Raw genomic sequence first — 15,480 nt, 5'->3', positions numbered from 1 at the left:
CCCTCTAGGATCGCCGCATGGCGAAGGGGATCCGCACGCAGCGCACGCAGGCGCTCCTCCTCGCCCAGCCCTGGGCCCTCTCGCTGGTGAGCGCCGTCTTCGTGGCGGGGATGCTCTGGCTGGCGGCGGATGCGGGCTGGGATCTCGGCGCCGTCGTCGGCGGCGGACGGCGGCACGCACCGCTGTGGCTGGTGCTCCTGCTCGGCCTGACGCTGTTCGGCGCGGGAGTGGTGCTCGGCGCGGTGCGGCAGGTGCGGCTCCTGCAGCGGCCGGCGGAGCCGCCGATCCCGAGTCCGGAGGCGGAGCGGCTGCGGCGCGAGGCCGCCGGCTGGCTCAGCCGGCGCGATGGCGACCGGGCGGCGCCGGACGGGACCGGCGGCGCTGGGGGAGGCGCCGGCAGCACTCCGGACGGCATCCGCGGCGCTCCCGGTGGCACGGACGACCCGCGGGACGAGGACCGCTGACCGCGCCTCAGAGGTGCAGCATCCCCCAGTCGATGATCACGGCCAGCGCCGTGTAGGCCGCGGCGACTGCTCCGACCGCCTTGCCCGCGCGGTCCAGGTCGGCCTGCGGATCCGGTCCGGCGTCGGCGACGACCCGGAGCAGCGCTCCGACCAGCGCGATCAGCGTGATCGCCAGGATCCAGACCTTGAGCGACGCGTGCGGATCGACGTGCGCGAGCGTCAGCGCGACGACCGGCACCGCCACCACGAGCGCCGACGCCAGCACCAGGAGGCAGCCGCGCCGGGTGAGGCCGGTCGGTCCGAAGGAGCCGCCGCGCATCCAGGCGCGCACGCGCTGCCTCCGCGAGGGGGGCGGACCGCCGGCGGAGTCCGCGTCGGTCGAGGGACCCCAGTCCTGCGCCGTCGTCATCGCGCGGTGCCGGAGCGGTCGGGAGTCGGGCTGGGCCGCATCGGGTCCTCCAGGAGACGAGGGGGCGCGTCGGACGGCAGTGCCGACCCCTCAGTCTCGGGAGTGCATCCGGCAGCGGCAAGCGCCTCTTCCGGACATGTCCGGAAGAGGACGCTCAGGCCCGTCCCTGCAGGATCAGGTTCCAGTACACCCACGGCAGGACGCGGCGGTCGGCGAGGTAGGTGAGGCGACGCTCCTTCGCCAGGCCCGTCCAGAAGGGGACGGTCGGCTTCGGCCGGTAGCGGTCGTCGAACTCGGCGAACACCACGCTCGAGCGCGAGACCACGAAGGGGCAGACGGAGTAGCCGTTGTAGACGCGGGGGAGCGGGCGCCCCTTCTGCGCGGCGACGAGGTTCTTCGCGAGCGTGGTGGTCTGCTGGCGCAGCGCTCCTCCGGACTTCGAGTTGACCGCGGCCGCCGCGTCGCCGAGCGCCCAGACGTCGGGGAACCGCGGGTGCCGCAGGGTCAGCGGGTCGACCTCGACGAACCCGCCCTCGTCGCCCTCGGCGGCCAGTCCGGTGCCGGCCAGCCAGTCGGGGGCCGACTGCGGAGGCACGGCGTGCAGCACGTCGTAGGACAGCGTCTCGCGCGGGCCGTCGGTCGAGCGCCGTGCGCGGTCGGGGCCGGGGAGCGCGGTCGCGCGCTCGTCGACGGCGAGGACGACCCGCCGCTCGGCCGCGTCGACCTCGACCAGCTCGCGGCCGTAGCGGACCTCGATCCCGTACTCCGCCACCTTCCGCTCGAGCTCGGAGTCGATCAGCGGCATCCCGAACAGGGTGGGGGTGGGCACGACGAGCACGACGCGGATGCGGTCGAGGACGCCGGTCGCGCGCCAGTAGTCGCAGGCGAGGTACATCGGCTTCTGGGAGGCGCCGGAGCAGGTGCCGGGGCCGCCGGGCTGCGTGAAGACGACGGTGCCGGAGCGGACCTCGCGGAGCACCTGCGACGCCTTGCGGGCGTACTCGTACTCGTAGTTGGACACTCCGAACGGCGAGTCCATCGCCTCCTGGAGCCCGGGGACCGCCGCCCAGTCCTTCTGGATGCCGGGGCAGACGACGAGCTGCCCGTAGCCGACGCGGCGGCCGGAGAGGAGGGCGACCGTGTGCGCGACCGGGTCGATCGTCTCGACGCGGTCCTGGATCCAGACGACCCCCTTCGGCGTCACAGAGCCCTGGGGCCGGGTCGCCGCGGAGGCGGGTGCCGTGCCTCCCGCGACGTGGGAGAGCATCGGCTGGTAGACGTGGGTCGACCGGGGCTCGATCACCGCGACGTCGTCCACTCCGGAGCGCCGCAGCCGCCCCGCGGTCGAGAGCCCGGCGTTGCCGCCGCCGATGATGAGGACGTCGTGGCGGGCCGCGCCGGGATCGGTCATGGCCTCACCCTAGGGGCGCGCCGGGGTGCACGGACGGGCTTGCGCGGACCCGCGGAAGGGGGGTGCGCTCGGAGCGCCCCGGGACGGCGATCCCGCACGGCCGCCCGGCCGGCGTCAGGCCGCCTCGAGCGCCTGGATCGCGGTCCTCGCGGTCGCACAGGGGTAGGAGTCGTACCCGTCGTGGGCGTCGAAGGCGCGGCACTCGGCGCAGCGCAGGCGCACTCCGGCGCCGCCCTCGAGGACGCGCTCGGGGCGGTGCCCGTGCAGGATGACGGCGAGGCTCGCGACGAGGGGGTCGCTGCTCACCAGTGCGCTCCGCAGCGCCTCCGACCGGCGGCGGAGGTAGTCGTCCGCCACGGCGTCGATCGACTGCTCGGGGAGGTCCGGCTCGGGCCAGGAGGCCGGCCGCTCGACGGGGAGGTCGAGCTCGTCGAAGCCCATCGACCAGTCCGGGAAGCGGCGCTGCTCGTGCACGCTGGTCCAGACGGTGACCACGCCCTCGTGCCGCGGGTCGGCGAGGATCCGCGCGTAGAGCGAGCGCACGTCCGACTCCTCGCCCTCGAGCAGCTGCATCACGCGGCGGCCGCGGAAGACGAGCATCCCCGAGACGCCGTGCTCGACGTTGTTGCGGCGGCTCGTCTCGAGCAGCCGGCGGATCTCGCCGGAGCCCAGGTCGCGGTCGAGCGTGCTGACGTAGACGACGGTGAAGACGAGGGAGTCGCGCCGCGACGGGCGCTCGACGAGGTGGAGGGTCGCGGGGGAGTGGGCGCCGGTCTCGGGTTCCATCAGGGCCGCGACCTCCGGGAACTCGAGCCAGATCAGGTCCTCCGGGGCGCTCGGCTCCACGGCGGTGACCGCCGGGACGGCGTCCAGCCACTGCGTCCGCTGGCGGAGGTCGGCGGCGACGGCCTTCTCGTCGAGCCCGGGCAGGAGGCCGGCGGCGCCGGAGACGACGAGGCTGGTCGCGGAGTTGAGCAGCAGCGTCACGACCGTCGCGTGGCCGTCGCCGGCGAGGACGGGGAGCTCGACGCTGTCGGTGCGGCCGTGCGCGGCGAGCCCGGAGGCGTAGGAGACGAGTGCGTCGGCGACCGCGTCCCCCACCTGGAAGGTCGCGCCGGCGTACTGGATCTGCTTCATTCCTCCACGATGCGCCTGCGGCCGATCCACGGGTAGGGGTATCGGTGCCGGAGGGAGCGTGCAGGGGTCGCGGCTGCTCCGGCCGACGAGAACACGCGCATCCGCGGCCCGGATCGCGCATCCTCCCTGAATCGTGGACGGGACCGGCCGTCTCCCGGGCCCGGAAGGTACCGTTGAGCCGTGCCCCTGACCCTTCCTCCGCTGAGCCGCGCTCGCGCGCGCGCCGCCGCGGCGTACCCGACCCGGCTGCTGCTGACCAAGCGCGCCTCGGGGACGAACGGATGGCTCAGCTCGTGGGGGACGAACGCGCACGGCGAGATCGCCGGCTGCCCGCCGCCGCGCAGCTGACCCGCGACCGCCCCTCCTCCGGAGCCCGCGGCCGCGTCCCCGCGCTCACCCACTCCTCCGGACGGAACCCCTCATGCCGCACCAGCCCCTGCCCGCCGATCAGGCCCCCCACTCGATCTGGCGGGGTCTCCGCCAGACCCTCCAGAAGGACACGGTCGGCGGAGCGTTCCTGCTCACCGCGACCCTCCTGGCCCTGATCGTCGCCAACAGCCCCGCGTCCGCGCTCTACAGCGCGGTCCGCGACTTCCGCTTCGGCCCCGAGGCTCTGCACCTCGAGCTGAGCGTCGGGTCGTGGGCGGCCGACGGCCTGCTCGCGATCTTCTTCTTCGTCGTCGGACTGGAGCTCAAGGAGGAGTTCGTCGCCGGCAAGCTCCGCGACCCGAAGACCGCGCTGGTGCCGATCGTCGCAGCCGTCGGCGGCGTGGCCGTCCCCGCCCTGATCTTCACCGCGGTGAACCTGCCCCGCGGAGGAGCCGCGTTGGACGGCTGGGCGATCCCCGCCGCCACCGACATCGCCTTCGCGGTCGCGGTGATCGCCGTGGTCGGCCGCTTCCTCCCGCCGGCGCTGCGGACGTTCCTCCTCACGCTCGCCGTGGTGGACGACCTCATCGCGATCACGATCATCGCCGTGTTCTACACCGCCGGCATCGACGTGCTGATGCTCCTTCTCGCCCTCGTGCCGCTGACGGTCTTCGCGGTCTGCGTGCAGCGCGGCGTGCGCGCCTGGTGGGTGCTGATCCCGCTCGGAGTGGCGACCTGGGCGCTCGTGCACGCCTCGGGCATCCATGCCACCGTCGCGGGCGTGCTGCTCGGTTTCACCGTGCCGGTCGTCGCGTCGAGGCGCGCCCGGGTGCAGGTGGGGTCGGATGCGGAGGGGCGCCCCGTCTACGACGGCCTCGCCGCGCACTTCGCCGACCGCTGGAGCGTCCTCTCGACCGCGGTCGCGGTGCCGGTCTTCGCGTTCTTCTCGGCCGGAGTGACGGTCGGCGGAGTCGCGGGCCTGGTCGACTCGTTCCAGGACTCGATCGCCGTGGGCATCATCGCGGGCCTCGTGCTCGGCAAGCCGCTCGGCATCGCCGGGAGCACCTTCCTCCTGACCCGGTTCCGCGGCATCGGCCTGGATCCGTCGCTGCGCTGGGTGGACGTCATCGGCATGGCGTTCGTGGCCGGCATCGGATTCACGGTGTCGCTGCTCGTCGGCGAGCTGTCCTTCGGCGCGGGCAGCGAGTCCGACGACCACGTGAAGGTCGGCGTCCTGGCCGGGTCGTTCCTCGCGGCGGTCATCGGAGGCGCGATCCTCTCGGTCCGCAACCGCCACTACCGCCGCCTGCAGGGCTGACGGCCGCGGGATCTCGAGACGCCCGCTGCTCGATCGGCGTGCGCCTCCTGCTGGTCGAGCAGCCGCCGCAGGCGGCGTACCGAGACCCGCGCGGCTCAGCCGTGCATGCTGTGGACGACCGCGTGGCCTCGGCCGCGGGCGATGAGCAGGCGGTTCACCGGGGTCGTGACGACGAAGGCCAGGGCGAGGGCGCCGGCGAGCGAGCCCCAGAAGAGGCCGGACGAGAGGCCCGCGTCCATCGCTCCGGGGATCGCGAGCACCACCGTGTTGTCGACGACCTCCATCACGGCGATCGAGACGGTGTCGGCCGCCAGCGCGATGCCGACGGCGGCGCGCCACGTCACTCCGGAGCGGAGCACGCCCCGCAGCGTGAGCGCGTAGCCGAACACGAATGCGAGGACGATCGAGAGGGCGACCGTCGCCAGGGCGGGCAGCCCCAGGGCGGAGCCGATCACCATGCCGAGCACCTCGCCGATCGCGCAGCCGGTCAGGCAGTGCAGGGTCGCGAGGGCGGCGGTGCGCCAGGTGGTCGGCTGGTGGTGGGCGTGGTCGGTCATGGTGTCTCCTCCGGTTCGGTCCAGGGGAGTGCAACATACCCCCGGGGGGTATATTCCCGACCCGTTCGTCGGAGTCTCCTCCGGCTCCGCGGGCCCGCGGGCCGTTCGCCCGGGTCCGCTACCCTCGCCCCGTGCTCCTCCGAGCACCGCCCCCTCGACACCAGGAGCCCCGATGGCCGCCCCCACCGTCCTCTTCGTCTGCATCCACAACGCCGGCCGCTCGCAGATGGCCGCCGGCTACCTCCGCGCGCTCTCCGGCGGCGCCGTCGAGGTCCGCTCCGGCGGCTCCGAGCCCGGCGACAGCATCAATCCGATCGCGATCGAGGCGATGGCGGAGGAGGGCATCGACATCTCGCAGGCCGTCCCGCAGCTGATGACCACCGAGCAGGTCCAGGCCTCCGACGTCGTGATCACGATGGGCTGCGGCGACGTCTGCCCCGTCTTCCCCGGCAAGCGCTACGAGGACTGGGACCTCGCCGACCCGAAGGGCCGACCCCTCGAGGAGGTCCGCTCGATCCGCGACGACATCAGGGCCCGCGTGCAGGCGCTCGTCGCGGAGCTGCTGCCCGCCTGACCCGACCCGACGCGGTCCGGTCGCGTCAGCGTTCGGCGGGAGGCGGGAACGCCCGCCCGACCGGAGGAGGGCTCGCCGGGAGCGCCGCTCGCGCCCGGTGCAGGAAGACGGCGGTCATGACGACCCGGGCGCGGGCCGGCGACGAGTCGAGCGGGCCGATCAGCTCCTCGATCCGCGCGAGGCGGTCGTAGAGGGTCTGCCGGCCGATGCCGAGCGCGGCCGCCGTCGCCGTCTTGCTCCCCCACAGCGACGCGTAGGCCTCGAGAGTGGTGAGCAGCTCGCCGCGCTGGGCGCGCAGGGGCCCGAGCACCTCCTCGACGAGGTCGTCCGCCTCCGGATCGTCCTGCAGGGAGCTCGCGAACCGCTCCAGCCGGTACTGGCGCGAGTCGACGACTCCGCCCGCGGGCGCCCATTCGCGCGCGCCGCGCACCTCCGCCAGCTCCCGAGGCACCCGCTCCTGCCCGCCGAGCCCGCTGCCGACGCAAAGCAGCGCGTCCGAGTCGAGCGCCGCGCCCAGGCGCAGGAGCTCCGCGCGGCCGGCCTCCATCGCGGCGGCGGTGGCGAACGGCAGCAGCGCCAGCAACTCGGAGCCGACCACGCAGAGCACCGGGCCGGGATCCGCTCCCGCGCCCGTCAGGAGGCGGAGGAGAGCGCGGAGCCGCCGGTCGTCGTGACCGGTGTCGGCCCGGACGCCGAGGTAGCGCTCCCGCGATCCGGCGCCGAGGCGGCCGAGGAAGGCGTCGATCTGGAGGTCGGCCGCCGGGTCCGCGCGCGACCGATCGGCGGTGGCGATCGCGAAGAGCTGAGCGGTCAGCCGCTCGGTGACCGACGGCGGACGGTGCCGGAGCACGGCGATCGCGAGGACGTCCGGCGCCCGGTCGAGCGCGACGGCGACGGCGTGGAGGTCGGTGTCGGCGTGGGCCCGCAGGTGCAGGGTCCCCAGGAGGGACTCGCCCGCGTGCAGCACGTTCGAGAAGGTCCCGGCCGTCGGCTCCGTGTCGGCCTCCGGCCCGGGCGAGGCGCGGGCGATCTCCTCGCCCGTGAGCGAGACGAGCGAGGCGGAGGCGCCCGTCGCGGTGGCCACGACCTGCAGGAGCTCGTCGACGCCGGCGTCCCCGGAGGCGGCGTCGGCCAGCAGGCCGGACACTCTGTCTGCCAGCCGGATGCTCCGGAACTTCTGCTCGGTGAGGTGGGTGTTGATGCTCTCGCAGACCTGCACGAAGGGGACGCGCCGGGGCAGGGCGAGCACGGGCAGGCCGAGCTCGTCGGCCGCCGCGACGATCGGCGGCGGCACCGCGGGCAGGCGCGGCGAGAGCTCGAGAGCGAGGGCGCCGACTCCCGCGTCGACCAGCGACCGCACGTACTCGCGGCACTCCGCCGGGTCCTGGTCGGTCGAGAGGAGCGCGCCCTCCATCAGGAGCAGCTCGCCCCCGAGGAGGAGGGGCGCGATGTCGAGCTGCTCGCTCGTGTGCGCCCAGCGGATCACGGCGCGCTCGGCGGCCGCGTGCCCCGCGGCCACCACCGGGAGCATGGCGGCGAGGCGCGGATCCCGCATCGCGTCCGACAGCAGGTAGGCCATACAGAACGTCCTCTCACGTCACGGCGAATTTACACGCGGACGCGCCGCCCGAAACGGGTCCGCACGAGAGTGGAGCCTCACCGGGCGCCCCGCCCTCCCCTTCATCCCCCTCCCCGAGAGGATCCGCCATGAGCACCGACACCCTGCACGGCACCGCCGACGCCGAGGACGCGCTGAGTCCCCTGCCCGACTCCCGACGCACCGCCCGGCTCGACGGGCAGTTCTGGATCTGGGCCGGCGCCAACATCGCCCCCATCAACTGGGTGCTCGGCGCCCTCGGCGTGAACATGGGCCTCGGCCTGGCAGACACCGTCACGGTCCTCGTGCTCGGCAACGTCGTCGGGATGGCGGTGTTCGGCTTCTTCGTCCTCCTCGGCCAGCGGACGGGGGCGACCGGGATGCTCGTGGGACGGGCGGTCTTCGGCCGGCGCGGCAACTACGTCCCGGCCGCGATCCAGGCCGTGGTCGTGATCGGCTGGTGCGCCATCAACACCTGGATCGTCCTCGACCTGGTCACCGCGCTCCTCGGCTCCGTCGGCGTCGTCGATCCGGAGCAGGCGAACGTCGGCTGGAAGATCGCGGTGGCGGCGGTGATCATGGCGGTGCAGGTCGCGATCTCCTTCCTCGGCTATCGCGCGATCGCCGCCTTCGAGCGCTGGACCGTCCCGCCGACCCTCCTGGTGCTGGCGATCATGTCGGTCGTCGCCTGGTTCTTCCTCGACATCGACTGGTCCTACGCCGGCCCCGCGGAGGGCGCGCTCACCGGAGGCGACCGCATCGCGGCCATGTCCATCGTGATGACCGCCATCGGCATCGGCTGGGGCCTCACCTGGCTCGCCTACGCCGGCGACTACTCCCGCTTCGTCGGGCCCCGCTCCTCGAAGCGCAGGCTCTACCTCGCCAGCGTCCTCGGCCAGTTCATCCCGGTGGTCTGGCTCGGCGTCCTCGGCGCGACCCTCGCGACGAAGAACGGCTCCGTGGACCCCGGGGAGCTGATCGTCGAGAACTTCGGCGCCCTCGCGATCCCCGTGCTGCTCCTGGTGGTGCACGGTCCGATCGCGACCAACGTCCTGAACATCTACTCGTTCGGCATGGCGACCCAGGCCCTCGACATCCGGCTCGGGCGCCGTGCGCTCAGCCTCATCGTCGGCGTGCTGGCCTTCGCGGCCGCGGTGTTCTTCGTCTTCCAGGACGACCTCGCCACCACGCTCGACGCGTGGCTGGTCGGCCTCGTCGGCTGGGTCGCCCCGTGGGGCGCGATCGTGCTGGTGCACTACACGGTGTTCGAGCCGCGCGTCCGCTCCTTCGGGCACCTGTTCGCGCCGGTCGGCTCGCCTCTGCTGCCGGACGTCCGCTGGCGGGCGCTGCTCTCCTTCGCGATCGGCGCGACCCTGACCTGGCTGTTCATGAACGGCTCGGTGCCCGCCCTGCAGGGTCCGGCCGCGACCGCCCTCGGCGGCGTCGACGTCTCGTGGCTCGCGGGCGGAGTCTCGGCCGGCATCGCCTATCTCCTGCTCGGCCGGGACGCTCCCGCCTGGGTCGAGCGCCGGGAGTCGGCCGCGCCGGTCGCCGCGCAGCCCGAGCCCGTCCGCGGCTGAGCCCGAGCCCCTCCGCGGGCCGGCCCCGTCCACGAGCCGGCCCGCCCCGTCCCACCCCGCACCACGAACGGAACCGCCATGCCCCTCTTCCTCTCCGACGCCGCCGTGATCACCATGGACCCGGTCTCGGGCGCCGTCCCGATCACGGCGAGCATCCGCATCGTCGACGAGCTGATCGTCGCGATCGGCCCCGGCCTCGTCCCCGAGCCGGGCGACGAGGTGATCGACGGGCGCGACCGCCTGGTCGTCCCCGGCTTCGTCAACGCCCACACCCACTCGTGGGAGTACCTCTACAAGGGCCGCTACGACAACCTGCCGCTCGAGCTGTGGATGCTGCTGTCGTACCCGATCCTCGGGAACAGCCGCGTCGCTCCGGATCTGGTGCGGCTGCGCTCGTCGCTCTTCGCCCTCGAATCGCTGAAGGCCGGGGTCACGACCCTGGTCGACGACGTGCTCGAGAACCCGGACCAGGACGCGGAGCAGCTCGCCGCCGTCTTCGACGCGTACGACGAGATCGGCGTCCGTGCCAACATCTCGGGCCACGTGATCAGCAGGCCCTTCCACGAGACCATGCCGTTCCTCGAGGAGTACGTGCCCGCGGAGATCCTCGACCAGGCGCGGTCGGCGTCGCGCCCGACGACGGAGGGCTACCTCGCCTTCAGCCGCGAGGCCTTCGCGACCCAGCACGGGAGGGGAGGCGGGCGGCTGCGCTACATGGTCGCCCCGTCCGCTCCTCAGCGCTGCGGGCCCGAGCTGCTGGTCGGTGCGACCGAGCTGGCGCTCGAGCACGGGGCGGAGTGCCACATCCACGTCCTCGAGACGAAGACGCAGCTGGTGACCGGCGAGCTGGCCTACGGCTCGACCCTGGTCGAGTACATGGAGCGGATCGGCGCGCTCTCCCCGAACACGACCTTCGCCCACGGGATCTGGCTCACCGACTCCGACATGGAGCGGATCGCGGCCGCGGGCACGTCCGTCTCCCACAACCCGATCTCGAACCTCAAGCTCGGCTCGGGCATCGCCCCGTGGCGCGCGCTGCACGACGCGGGCGTGAACCTCGGCCTCGGGACCGACGGCTGCTCGAGCAGCGACTCGCCGCGCATGCTCGACGTCGTGAAGGCCGCGGCGCTCCTGCACAAGGTCACGGATCCGGACATCGCCACCTGGCCGACCGTGTCCGAGGTCCTCACGGCCGGCACGATCGGAGGCGCGCGCAGCGCCGTGCTCGACGACGTCACCGGCAGCATCGAGGTCGGCAAGCAGGCCGACCTCGTCGTCTACGACCTGGAGACGCTGAACTTCACTCCGCGTCAGCGGCTCGAGAACCAGCTCGTCTACTCCGAGAACGGCTCGTCGATCGACACCGTGATCGTCGCGGGCCGGGTCGTCGTCTCGAAGGGTGTCTCGACGACCGTCGACGAGGCGGCCCTCCGCGCGGATCTCGCCGCGCAGCTGGGGGAGATCGTGGCGTGGCAGGACTCGCTGGACCGCACGAACGGCGTTCTCACGGCGCCGTTCCGGCGGATGTACGAGCGGGCGATGCGGCACGACGCCCCCGTCGACCGCTTCAGCGGCCGCCGACTGGCCTGAGGGCGCGCCGGCTCCCGGCGGACTCCCGGCTCGGCACGCGGACGGGCGGGGGCGCGGCTCCAGTAGGTTGCGCACATGAGGTGGCGAGCGGGAGCGGTGGCGGTGCTCGTCCTCGCGATCGCGGGGTGCACGCCGCAACCCGATCCCGGGCCGACCACGGGGCCCTCGACCGCTCCTGTCTCCGGCCCGGTCGTCGGCGGCTACGGCGATCTGCACGTCGCGCCCGACGGCACGATGATGTTCTGCTACTCCGACCCCGACCCCGGATTCACGGGTATCTGGCGCGAGTGCCAGGACGGGATCCGCACCGAGGGCGTCGACCCGGCCGCGATCGACGCGACCCTCGGCGAGACGGCGATCGCCGATCCGGGCGGGCACCGGTGGGTCGGCGCCGCGGGCGGGAAGCGCACGACCGAGGACGGCACGGCTGTCTACACCGTCTTCCTCGCGGGGACGCGCACCGACGACGCCTTCACCGTGGCCGCGGTCGGCGAGGGCTCCTCCCGCGTGCCGTCCGAGTACCAGGAGCTGCAGCCGGGCGTGCCGGGCGGGTTCCTGGTGCGGCTCGAGCCGATCGCGGCACCGGACGGCAGCGGTCCCGGCGGCGGGTCGGAGGCGCCTGGCACGTCGGAGGCGCCCGTTGCGTCGGAGTCGCCCGGCGCGTCCGATCCGGCGAAGGCGCCCGCCGCGCCCGGCACCACCGATCCGTCCGAGCCCGCCGGCTAGAGCGGTCGCGGCCGGTACCGCTCGATCAGCGCGTCGAAGAGGCCGTTCATCCGCTCGTCGACCACGCGGCGCGACTCGTCGGCGTCGTACCACTCCACGATCTCGCGGGCGCCGTCGCTGAAGCGCACCGAGGGGGAGTAGGCCGGGACGAGGCGGCGGATCTTCGCGTTGTCGAACACCATCGAGTGCGCCTTGTCGCCGATGATCCCGGCACCGAGCTCGGGGTCGGCCGCGGCGATCGCGTCGGAGGCGACGTGCACGAGGCGCGGCTCGACTCCGGCCGCCGCGGCGAGGCAGCGGTGGATCTCGTCCCAGGTCGGCGTCTCGTCGCCGGTGATGTGGAAGGCCTCGCCGATCGCGGCGGAGGCGCCGAGGAGCCCGACCAGGCCGACGGCGACGTCGTCGGCGTGCGTGAGCGTCCAGAGCGAGGTGCCGTCGCCGAGGACGACCACCTCCTGGCCGCGGCGCATCCGGTCGACGACGGTCCAGCCTCCGTCGACGGGCAGCGCGGTGCGGTCGTAGGTGTGCGAGGGGCGGACGATCGTGACCGGGAAGCCGCTGCGGCGGTACTCGGCGACGAGGCGGTCCTCGCAGGCGATCTTGTCCTGCGAGTAGCCCCAGAAGGGATTCCGCAGCGGCGTCGACTCGGTGACGGGCAGGCTCCGCGGCGGCTTCTGGTAGGCCGAGGCCGAGCTGATGAAGACGTACTGGCCGGTGCGGCCGGCGAACAGGTCGACGTCCTGCTGGACATGGTCGGGGGTGAAGGCGACGAAGTCGATCACCGCGTCGAAGCTCCGGTCGCCGAGCGCGGTGGTGACGGAGTCGCGGTCGCGGCCGTCGGCCTGCACCTCGCGGACGCCCTCGGGCAGCGGGCGGAGCGACGTCCGCCCCCGGTTCAGCACGGTCACGTCGTGGCCGAGCCGCAGCGCCTCGCGGACGCAGGCGGCGCTGATGATGCCCGTCCCGCCGATGAACAGCACGCTGAGCGACATGGATCCTCCTCCGGCGGCGCCCGCGGCGGACGCCTCCCGACCCGATTCCCGCACATCGGGGCGCCGCGCGCGAGTCCCTTGACCCGGCTACCGCTCGACGGGACGGGGCCGCCCGTCCTCCGGCGTCCGCCCGAGGAGCGCCTGCCTGTCCTCCGGCGCCCGCACGAGGAGCGCTTCCGGGGCGGCGGCGACCGGCACCTCGGAGGCCGCCGCGGCCGACGTCCGCTGCTCGATCGAGCGGCCCCAGGCCGTGCCCGCCAGGATCAGCGCGATGCCGAGGAAGCCGATCGGCGCGATCGGGTCGCGGGCGAGCGCGACTCCGACGACCGCCGCCCACACGGGCTCGGTGCCCAGCAGCAGGCTGACCCGGGAGGGGGAGGTGCGGCGGACCGCCCAGGTCTGCACGAGGAAGCCGAACACGGTGCAGACCAGGACGAGGTAGAGGAACAGCCCGGCGCCCACGGGGTCGAGCCCCGCGACGTACTCGGGCATCGGCACGCCGACGACGAGCGACGCGGCGCTGAACACGACGGCGCAGGTGCCGAGCTGCACCGTGGTCAGGCGGAGGGAGTCCATCGGCGCCCGGGCCGAGAGGCGGTGCATCGACGTGACGTGCACGGCCCGCACGACGGCGGCGCCGAGGATCAGCAGATCGCCGGGGGAGAGCGGGCGGAGGGCGCCGTTGCCCGCGAGCAGCGCGACTCCGACGACCGCGACGAGGCACGCGAGCAGGAAGCGGCCCGGGAGCCGGCGCTTCGAGACGGCGGAGTCGAGGATCGGCGTGATCACGATCGTCAGGCTGATGATGAGGCCCGCGTTGGTGGCGGAGGTGCCGGCGATGCCGTAGGTCTCGAGCGCGAAGATCGTCGCGAGCAGGGCGCCGATGGTGACGCCGACCCGCCACTCCGCCGCGGTGATCCGGTGCCGCCGTGCCGCGACGATCACGGCCAGGCAGAGAGCGGCGAGGGTCATCCGGGAGCCGAGCAGCGCCATCACGCTCGAGTCGGTGACGAGCTCTTTCGCCGCGAAGTACGTCGAGCCCCAGGAGGCGGCGACCACGAGCAGGAGGAGGTCGACCCGGAAGCGGGAGAGGAGAGCGCGCACGGCTCATGGTGGCGGCAGGGAGACCCGCAGGACAAGACGGCGTCTTCTTCGCCGACGCGTAAGTTGGAACTCATGGAACTGGGACAGCTCAGAGCGCTTCGGGAGCTCGGAGAGCGCGGGAGCATCGCCGCCGTGGCCGCCGCGATGAGAGTGTCGCCCTCCTCCGTCTCGCAGCAGATCAGCGCGCTGCAGCGCCGCACGCCGGCGGCGCTGACCTTCCGCGACGGGCGCCGGACCGCGCTGACCCCCGCCGGTCGCGCTCTCGCCGCGGCGGTGGTCGAGGTCGAGGTGGCGCTCGAGCGGGCGGCCCGCGCGGTCGCGGACTTCGAGGGGGAGCCGAGCGGGACGGTCTCGGTCGCCGCCTTCCACAGCGCGGGGCTGGCGATGTTCGGCCCGCTGCTGGAGGCGCTGCGAGCACCGGGCCGGCCGGGCGTCGCGCTCGCCGACTTCGACGTGGCGCAGAGCGCCTTCGCCGGGCTGACCGCGGACCACGACCTGGTGATCGCGCACCGGCTCGCCGGCAGCGCCGAGTGGCCCGGGACCGTGCGGTCGACGCCCCTCCTCTTCGAGCCGCTCGATCTCGCTCTCCGCCGCGACCATCCGCTCGCCGCGGCGGACGTCGTCCGCCCCGCCGATCTCCGCGACGAGGAGTGGGTGGCGGTGCACGAGGGCTTCCCCCTGGAGCGGGCCATCGACGCCATCGCGGTCCTCGCGGGCGGCGACGCGCGCATCCCGCACCGGATCAACGACTTCCTGGTCGCGGCCGCGGTGGTCGCGGCGAGCGACGGCGTCGCGCTGCTGCCGCGGTACACGACCGACCTGCGGCGCACGCCGGAGGTGGTCCTCCGGCCGCTCGGGATCCCGGGGCTCGGCCGCCACATCGACTGCCTCGCCCGGCCCGAGACGCTGGAGCGCTCGGCCGTGCGGGTCGTGCTGGAGCAGCTGACCGGGATCGGCGCGGGGCTCGCCGCCGCGCCGTAGCATCGTGCCGTGCACCGCCTGATCGAGACCACGGCCGGAGACCCGGCCGCCACGGCTCTCTTCGCCCTGCAGGAGGCCGACCTCCTCGCCCGCTACGGCGGCGACGACACCGGTCCGCGTCCTCCGGCGGACGCCCCGACCCTGCTGCTCGAGATCGACGGCGGGCTCGTCGGCTGCGTGGCGCTCGCGGTCGAGGACGGCATCGGCGAGATCAAGCGGATGTTCGTGGTGAGCGCTGCACGGGGCCGCGGGCTCAGCCGGGTGCTGCTCGCCGGCGTCGAGCGGCTGGCGGCGCGCGAGGGCGTGGAGCTGCTCCGCCTGGTGACCGGCACGGAGCAGCCGGAGGCGATGGCCCTCTACGCGAGCGCCGGCTACGACCCGATCGCGGGCTACGGCTACTGGGGCGACGAGCCGAACTCGCGCTGCTACGCGAAGACGCTCGGGACGCTGCCGGCCGACCCGGGCTGAGGTCGGCGGACGCCTCCAGCGGGCGTCGTCGTCCGCTGATGCGGGGTCCGCGACGTCCTGGTGCCGCTGCTCGGTGCTGCGGGAGAACCTCCAGAAGGTGAGGCCCTGGCGGCGCGACGCGCCGTGTCCGGGCGACGTTCGCGCCAGAGCGGCCTCGGAATGCCCGGGTTCTCGCGGGCAAGGCGACTCTGTCGGAGCAGCGC

16 protein-coding genes are annotated in these 15,480 nt (G+C 73.9%); 9 read left to right on the top strand and 7 right to left on the bottom strand.

Annotated features, from left to right (window positions below):
- Window positions 1-17 precede the first annotated feature (17 nt).
- The gene (locus tag C5D44_RS05315; RefSeq protein WP_104281067.1) at window positions 18-464 is read left to right on the top strand and encodes a hypothetical protein; all 447 of its coding nucleotides are present in this window, start codon (window positions 18-20) and stop codon (window positions 462-464) included.
- A 7-nt stretch (window positions 465-471) separates the two neighbouring features.
- Here C5D44_RS05315 and C5D44_RS05310 read toward each other — a convergent pair whose 3' ends face one another.
- The 3 genes from C5D44_RS05310 to C5D44_RS05300 form a co-directional block, all read right to left on the bottom strand.
- Window positions 472-873 (bottom strand): hypothetical protein, encoded by a 402-nt coding sequence (locus tag C5D44_RS05310; protein ID WP_104275937.1) that lies wholly within the window; start codon window positions 871-873, stop codon window positions 472-474.
- Between the two features lie 154 nt (window positions 874-1,027).
- A complete protein-coding gene (locus C5D44_RS05305; RefSeq protein ID WP_104281066.1) occupies window positions 1,028-2,284 on the bottom strand; it encodes an NAD(P)/FAD-dependent oxidoreductase in 1,257 nt (418 codons plus the stop codon).
- A 114-nt stretch (window positions 2,285-2,398) separates the two neighbouring features.
- On the bottom strand, window positions 2,399-3,421 hold the full coding sequence (locus C5D44_RS05300; protein ID WP_104275935.1) for a BLUF domain-containing protein: 1,023 nt from the start codon (window positions 3,419-3,421) through the stop codon (window positions 2,399-2,401).
- A gap of 180 nt (window positions 3,422-3,601) precedes the next feature.
- Here C5D44_RS05300 and C5D44_RS17925 point away from each other — a divergent pair, with 180 nt between their 5' ends.
- The gene (locus tag C5D44_RS17925; protein ID WP_181118456.1) at window positions 3,602-3,769 is read left to right on the top strand and encodes a hypothetical protein; all 168 of its coding nucleotides are present in this window, start codon (window positions 3,602-3,604) and stop codon (window positions 3,767-3,769) included.
- A 73-nt stretch (window positions 3,770-3,842) separates the two neighbouring features.
- The gene (gene nhaA / locus C5D44_RS05295) at window positions 3,843-5,108 is read left to right on the top strand and encodes a Na+/H+ antiporter NhaA (protein WP_104281065.1); all 1,266 of its coding nucleotides are present in this window, start codon (window positions 3,843-3,845) and stop codon (window positions 5,106-5,108) included.
- Window positions 5,109-5,203: 95 nt separating this feature from the next.
- On the opposite strand, the gene C5D44_RS05290 is transcribed toward nhaA, so the two are convergent.
- On the bottom strand, window positions 5,204-5,665 hold the full coding sequence (locus tag C5D44_RS05290; protein ID WP_104281064.1) for a DUF4396 domain-containing protein: 462 nt from the start codon (window positions 5,663-5,665) through the stop codon (window positions 5,204-5,206).
- A gap of 172 nt (window positions 5,666-5,837) precedes the next feature.
- Between C5D44_RS05290 and C5D44_RS05285 the strand changes: the two genes are divergently transcribed.
- Window positions 5,838-6,239 (top strand): arsenate reductase ArsC, encoded by a 402-nt coding sequence (locus C5D44_RS05285; RefSeq protein WP_104222419.1) that lies wholly within the window; start codon window positions 5,838-5,840, stop codon window positions 6,237-6,239.
- Between the two features lie 25 nt (window positions 6,240-6,264).
- Here the strand turns inward: C5D44_RS05285 and C5D44_RS05280 are convergent, their stop codons facing one another.
- The gene (locus C5D44_RS05280; RefSeq protein ID WP_104281063.1) at window positions 6,265-7,818 is read right to left on the bottom strand and encodes a PucR family transcriptional regulator; all 1,554 of its coding nucleotides are present in this window, start codon (window positions 7,816-7,818) and stop codon (window positions 6,265-6,267) included.
- Window positions 7,819-7,946: 128 nt separating this feature from the next.
- Here C5D44_RS05280 and C5D44_RS05275 point away from each other — a divergent pair, with 128 nt between their 5' ends.
- The 3 genes from C5D44_RS05275 (at window position 7,947) to C5D44_RS05265 (ending at window position 11,732) form a co-directional block, all read left to right on the top strand.
- Window positions 7,947-9,416: a cytosine permease gene (locus C5D44_RS05275; RefSeq protein ID WP_104281062.1), complete on the top strand. Its 1,470-nt coding sequence runs from the start codon at window positions 7,947-7,949 to the stop codon at window positions 9,414-9,416.
- A 78-nt stretch (window positions 9,417-9,494) separates the two neighbouring features.
- A complete protein-coding gene (locus tag C5D44_RS05270) occupies window positions 9,495-11,006 on the top strand; it encodes an amidohydrolase family protein (RefSeq protein ID WP_104275930.1) in 1,512 nt (503 codons plus the stop codon).
- Between the two features lie 75 nt (window positions 11,007-11,081).
- A complete protein-coding gene (locus C5D44_RS05265) occupies window positions 11,082-11,732 on the top strand; it encodes a hypothetical protein (protein WP_146087982.1) in 651 nt (216 codons plus the stop codon).
- On the opposite strand, the gene C5D44_RS05260 is transcribed toward C5D44_RS05265, so the two are convergent.
- Window positions 11,729-12,724, bottom strand: a complete 996-nt coding sequence (locus tag C5D44_RS05260; RefSeq protein ID WP_104281060.1) for an SDR family oxidoreductase — start codon at window positions 12,722-12,724, stop codon at window positions 11,729-11,731. The genes C5D44_RS05265 and C5D44_RS05260 overlap by 4 nt on opposite strands.
- Window positions 12,725-12,811: 87 nt before the next feature.
- Window positions 12,812-13,828: a DMT family transporter gene (locus C5D44_RS05255; protein WP_219815326.1), complete on the bottom strand. Its 1,017-nt coding sequence runs from the start codon at window positions 13,826-13,828 to the stop codon at window positions 12,812-12,814.
- Between the two features lie 72 nt (window positions 13,829-13,900).
- Here C5D44_RS05255 and C5D44_RS05250 point away from each other — a divergent pair, with 72 nt between their 5' ends.
- Both C5D44_RS05250 and C5D44_RS05245 read left to right on the top strand, forming a co-directional pair.
- Window positions 13,901-14,809, top strand: a complete 909-nt coding sequence (locus C5D44_RS05250) for a LysR family transcriptional regulator (protein ID WP_104275927.1) — start codon at window positions 13,901-13,903, stop codon at window positions 14,807-14,809.
- A gap of 9 nt (window positions 14,810-14,818) precedes the next feature.
- A complete protein-coding gene (locus tag C5D44_RS05245; protein WP_104281059.1) occupies window positions 14,819-15,277 on the top strand; it encodes a GNAT family N-acetyltransferase in 459 nt (152 codons plus the stop codon).
- The last annotated feature ends 203 nt before the right edge of the window (window positions 15,278-15,480 follow it).

The sequence above is a fragment of the Rathayibacter sp. AY1B5 genome, assembly GCF_002932795.1.
Lineage (GTDB): Bacteria > Actinomycetota > Actinomycetes > Actinomycetales > Microbacteriaceae > Rathayibacter.
The sequence above is the reverse complement of the archived record's forward strand: the minus strand, read 5'-3'. Positions and strand labels throughout refer to the sequence as shown.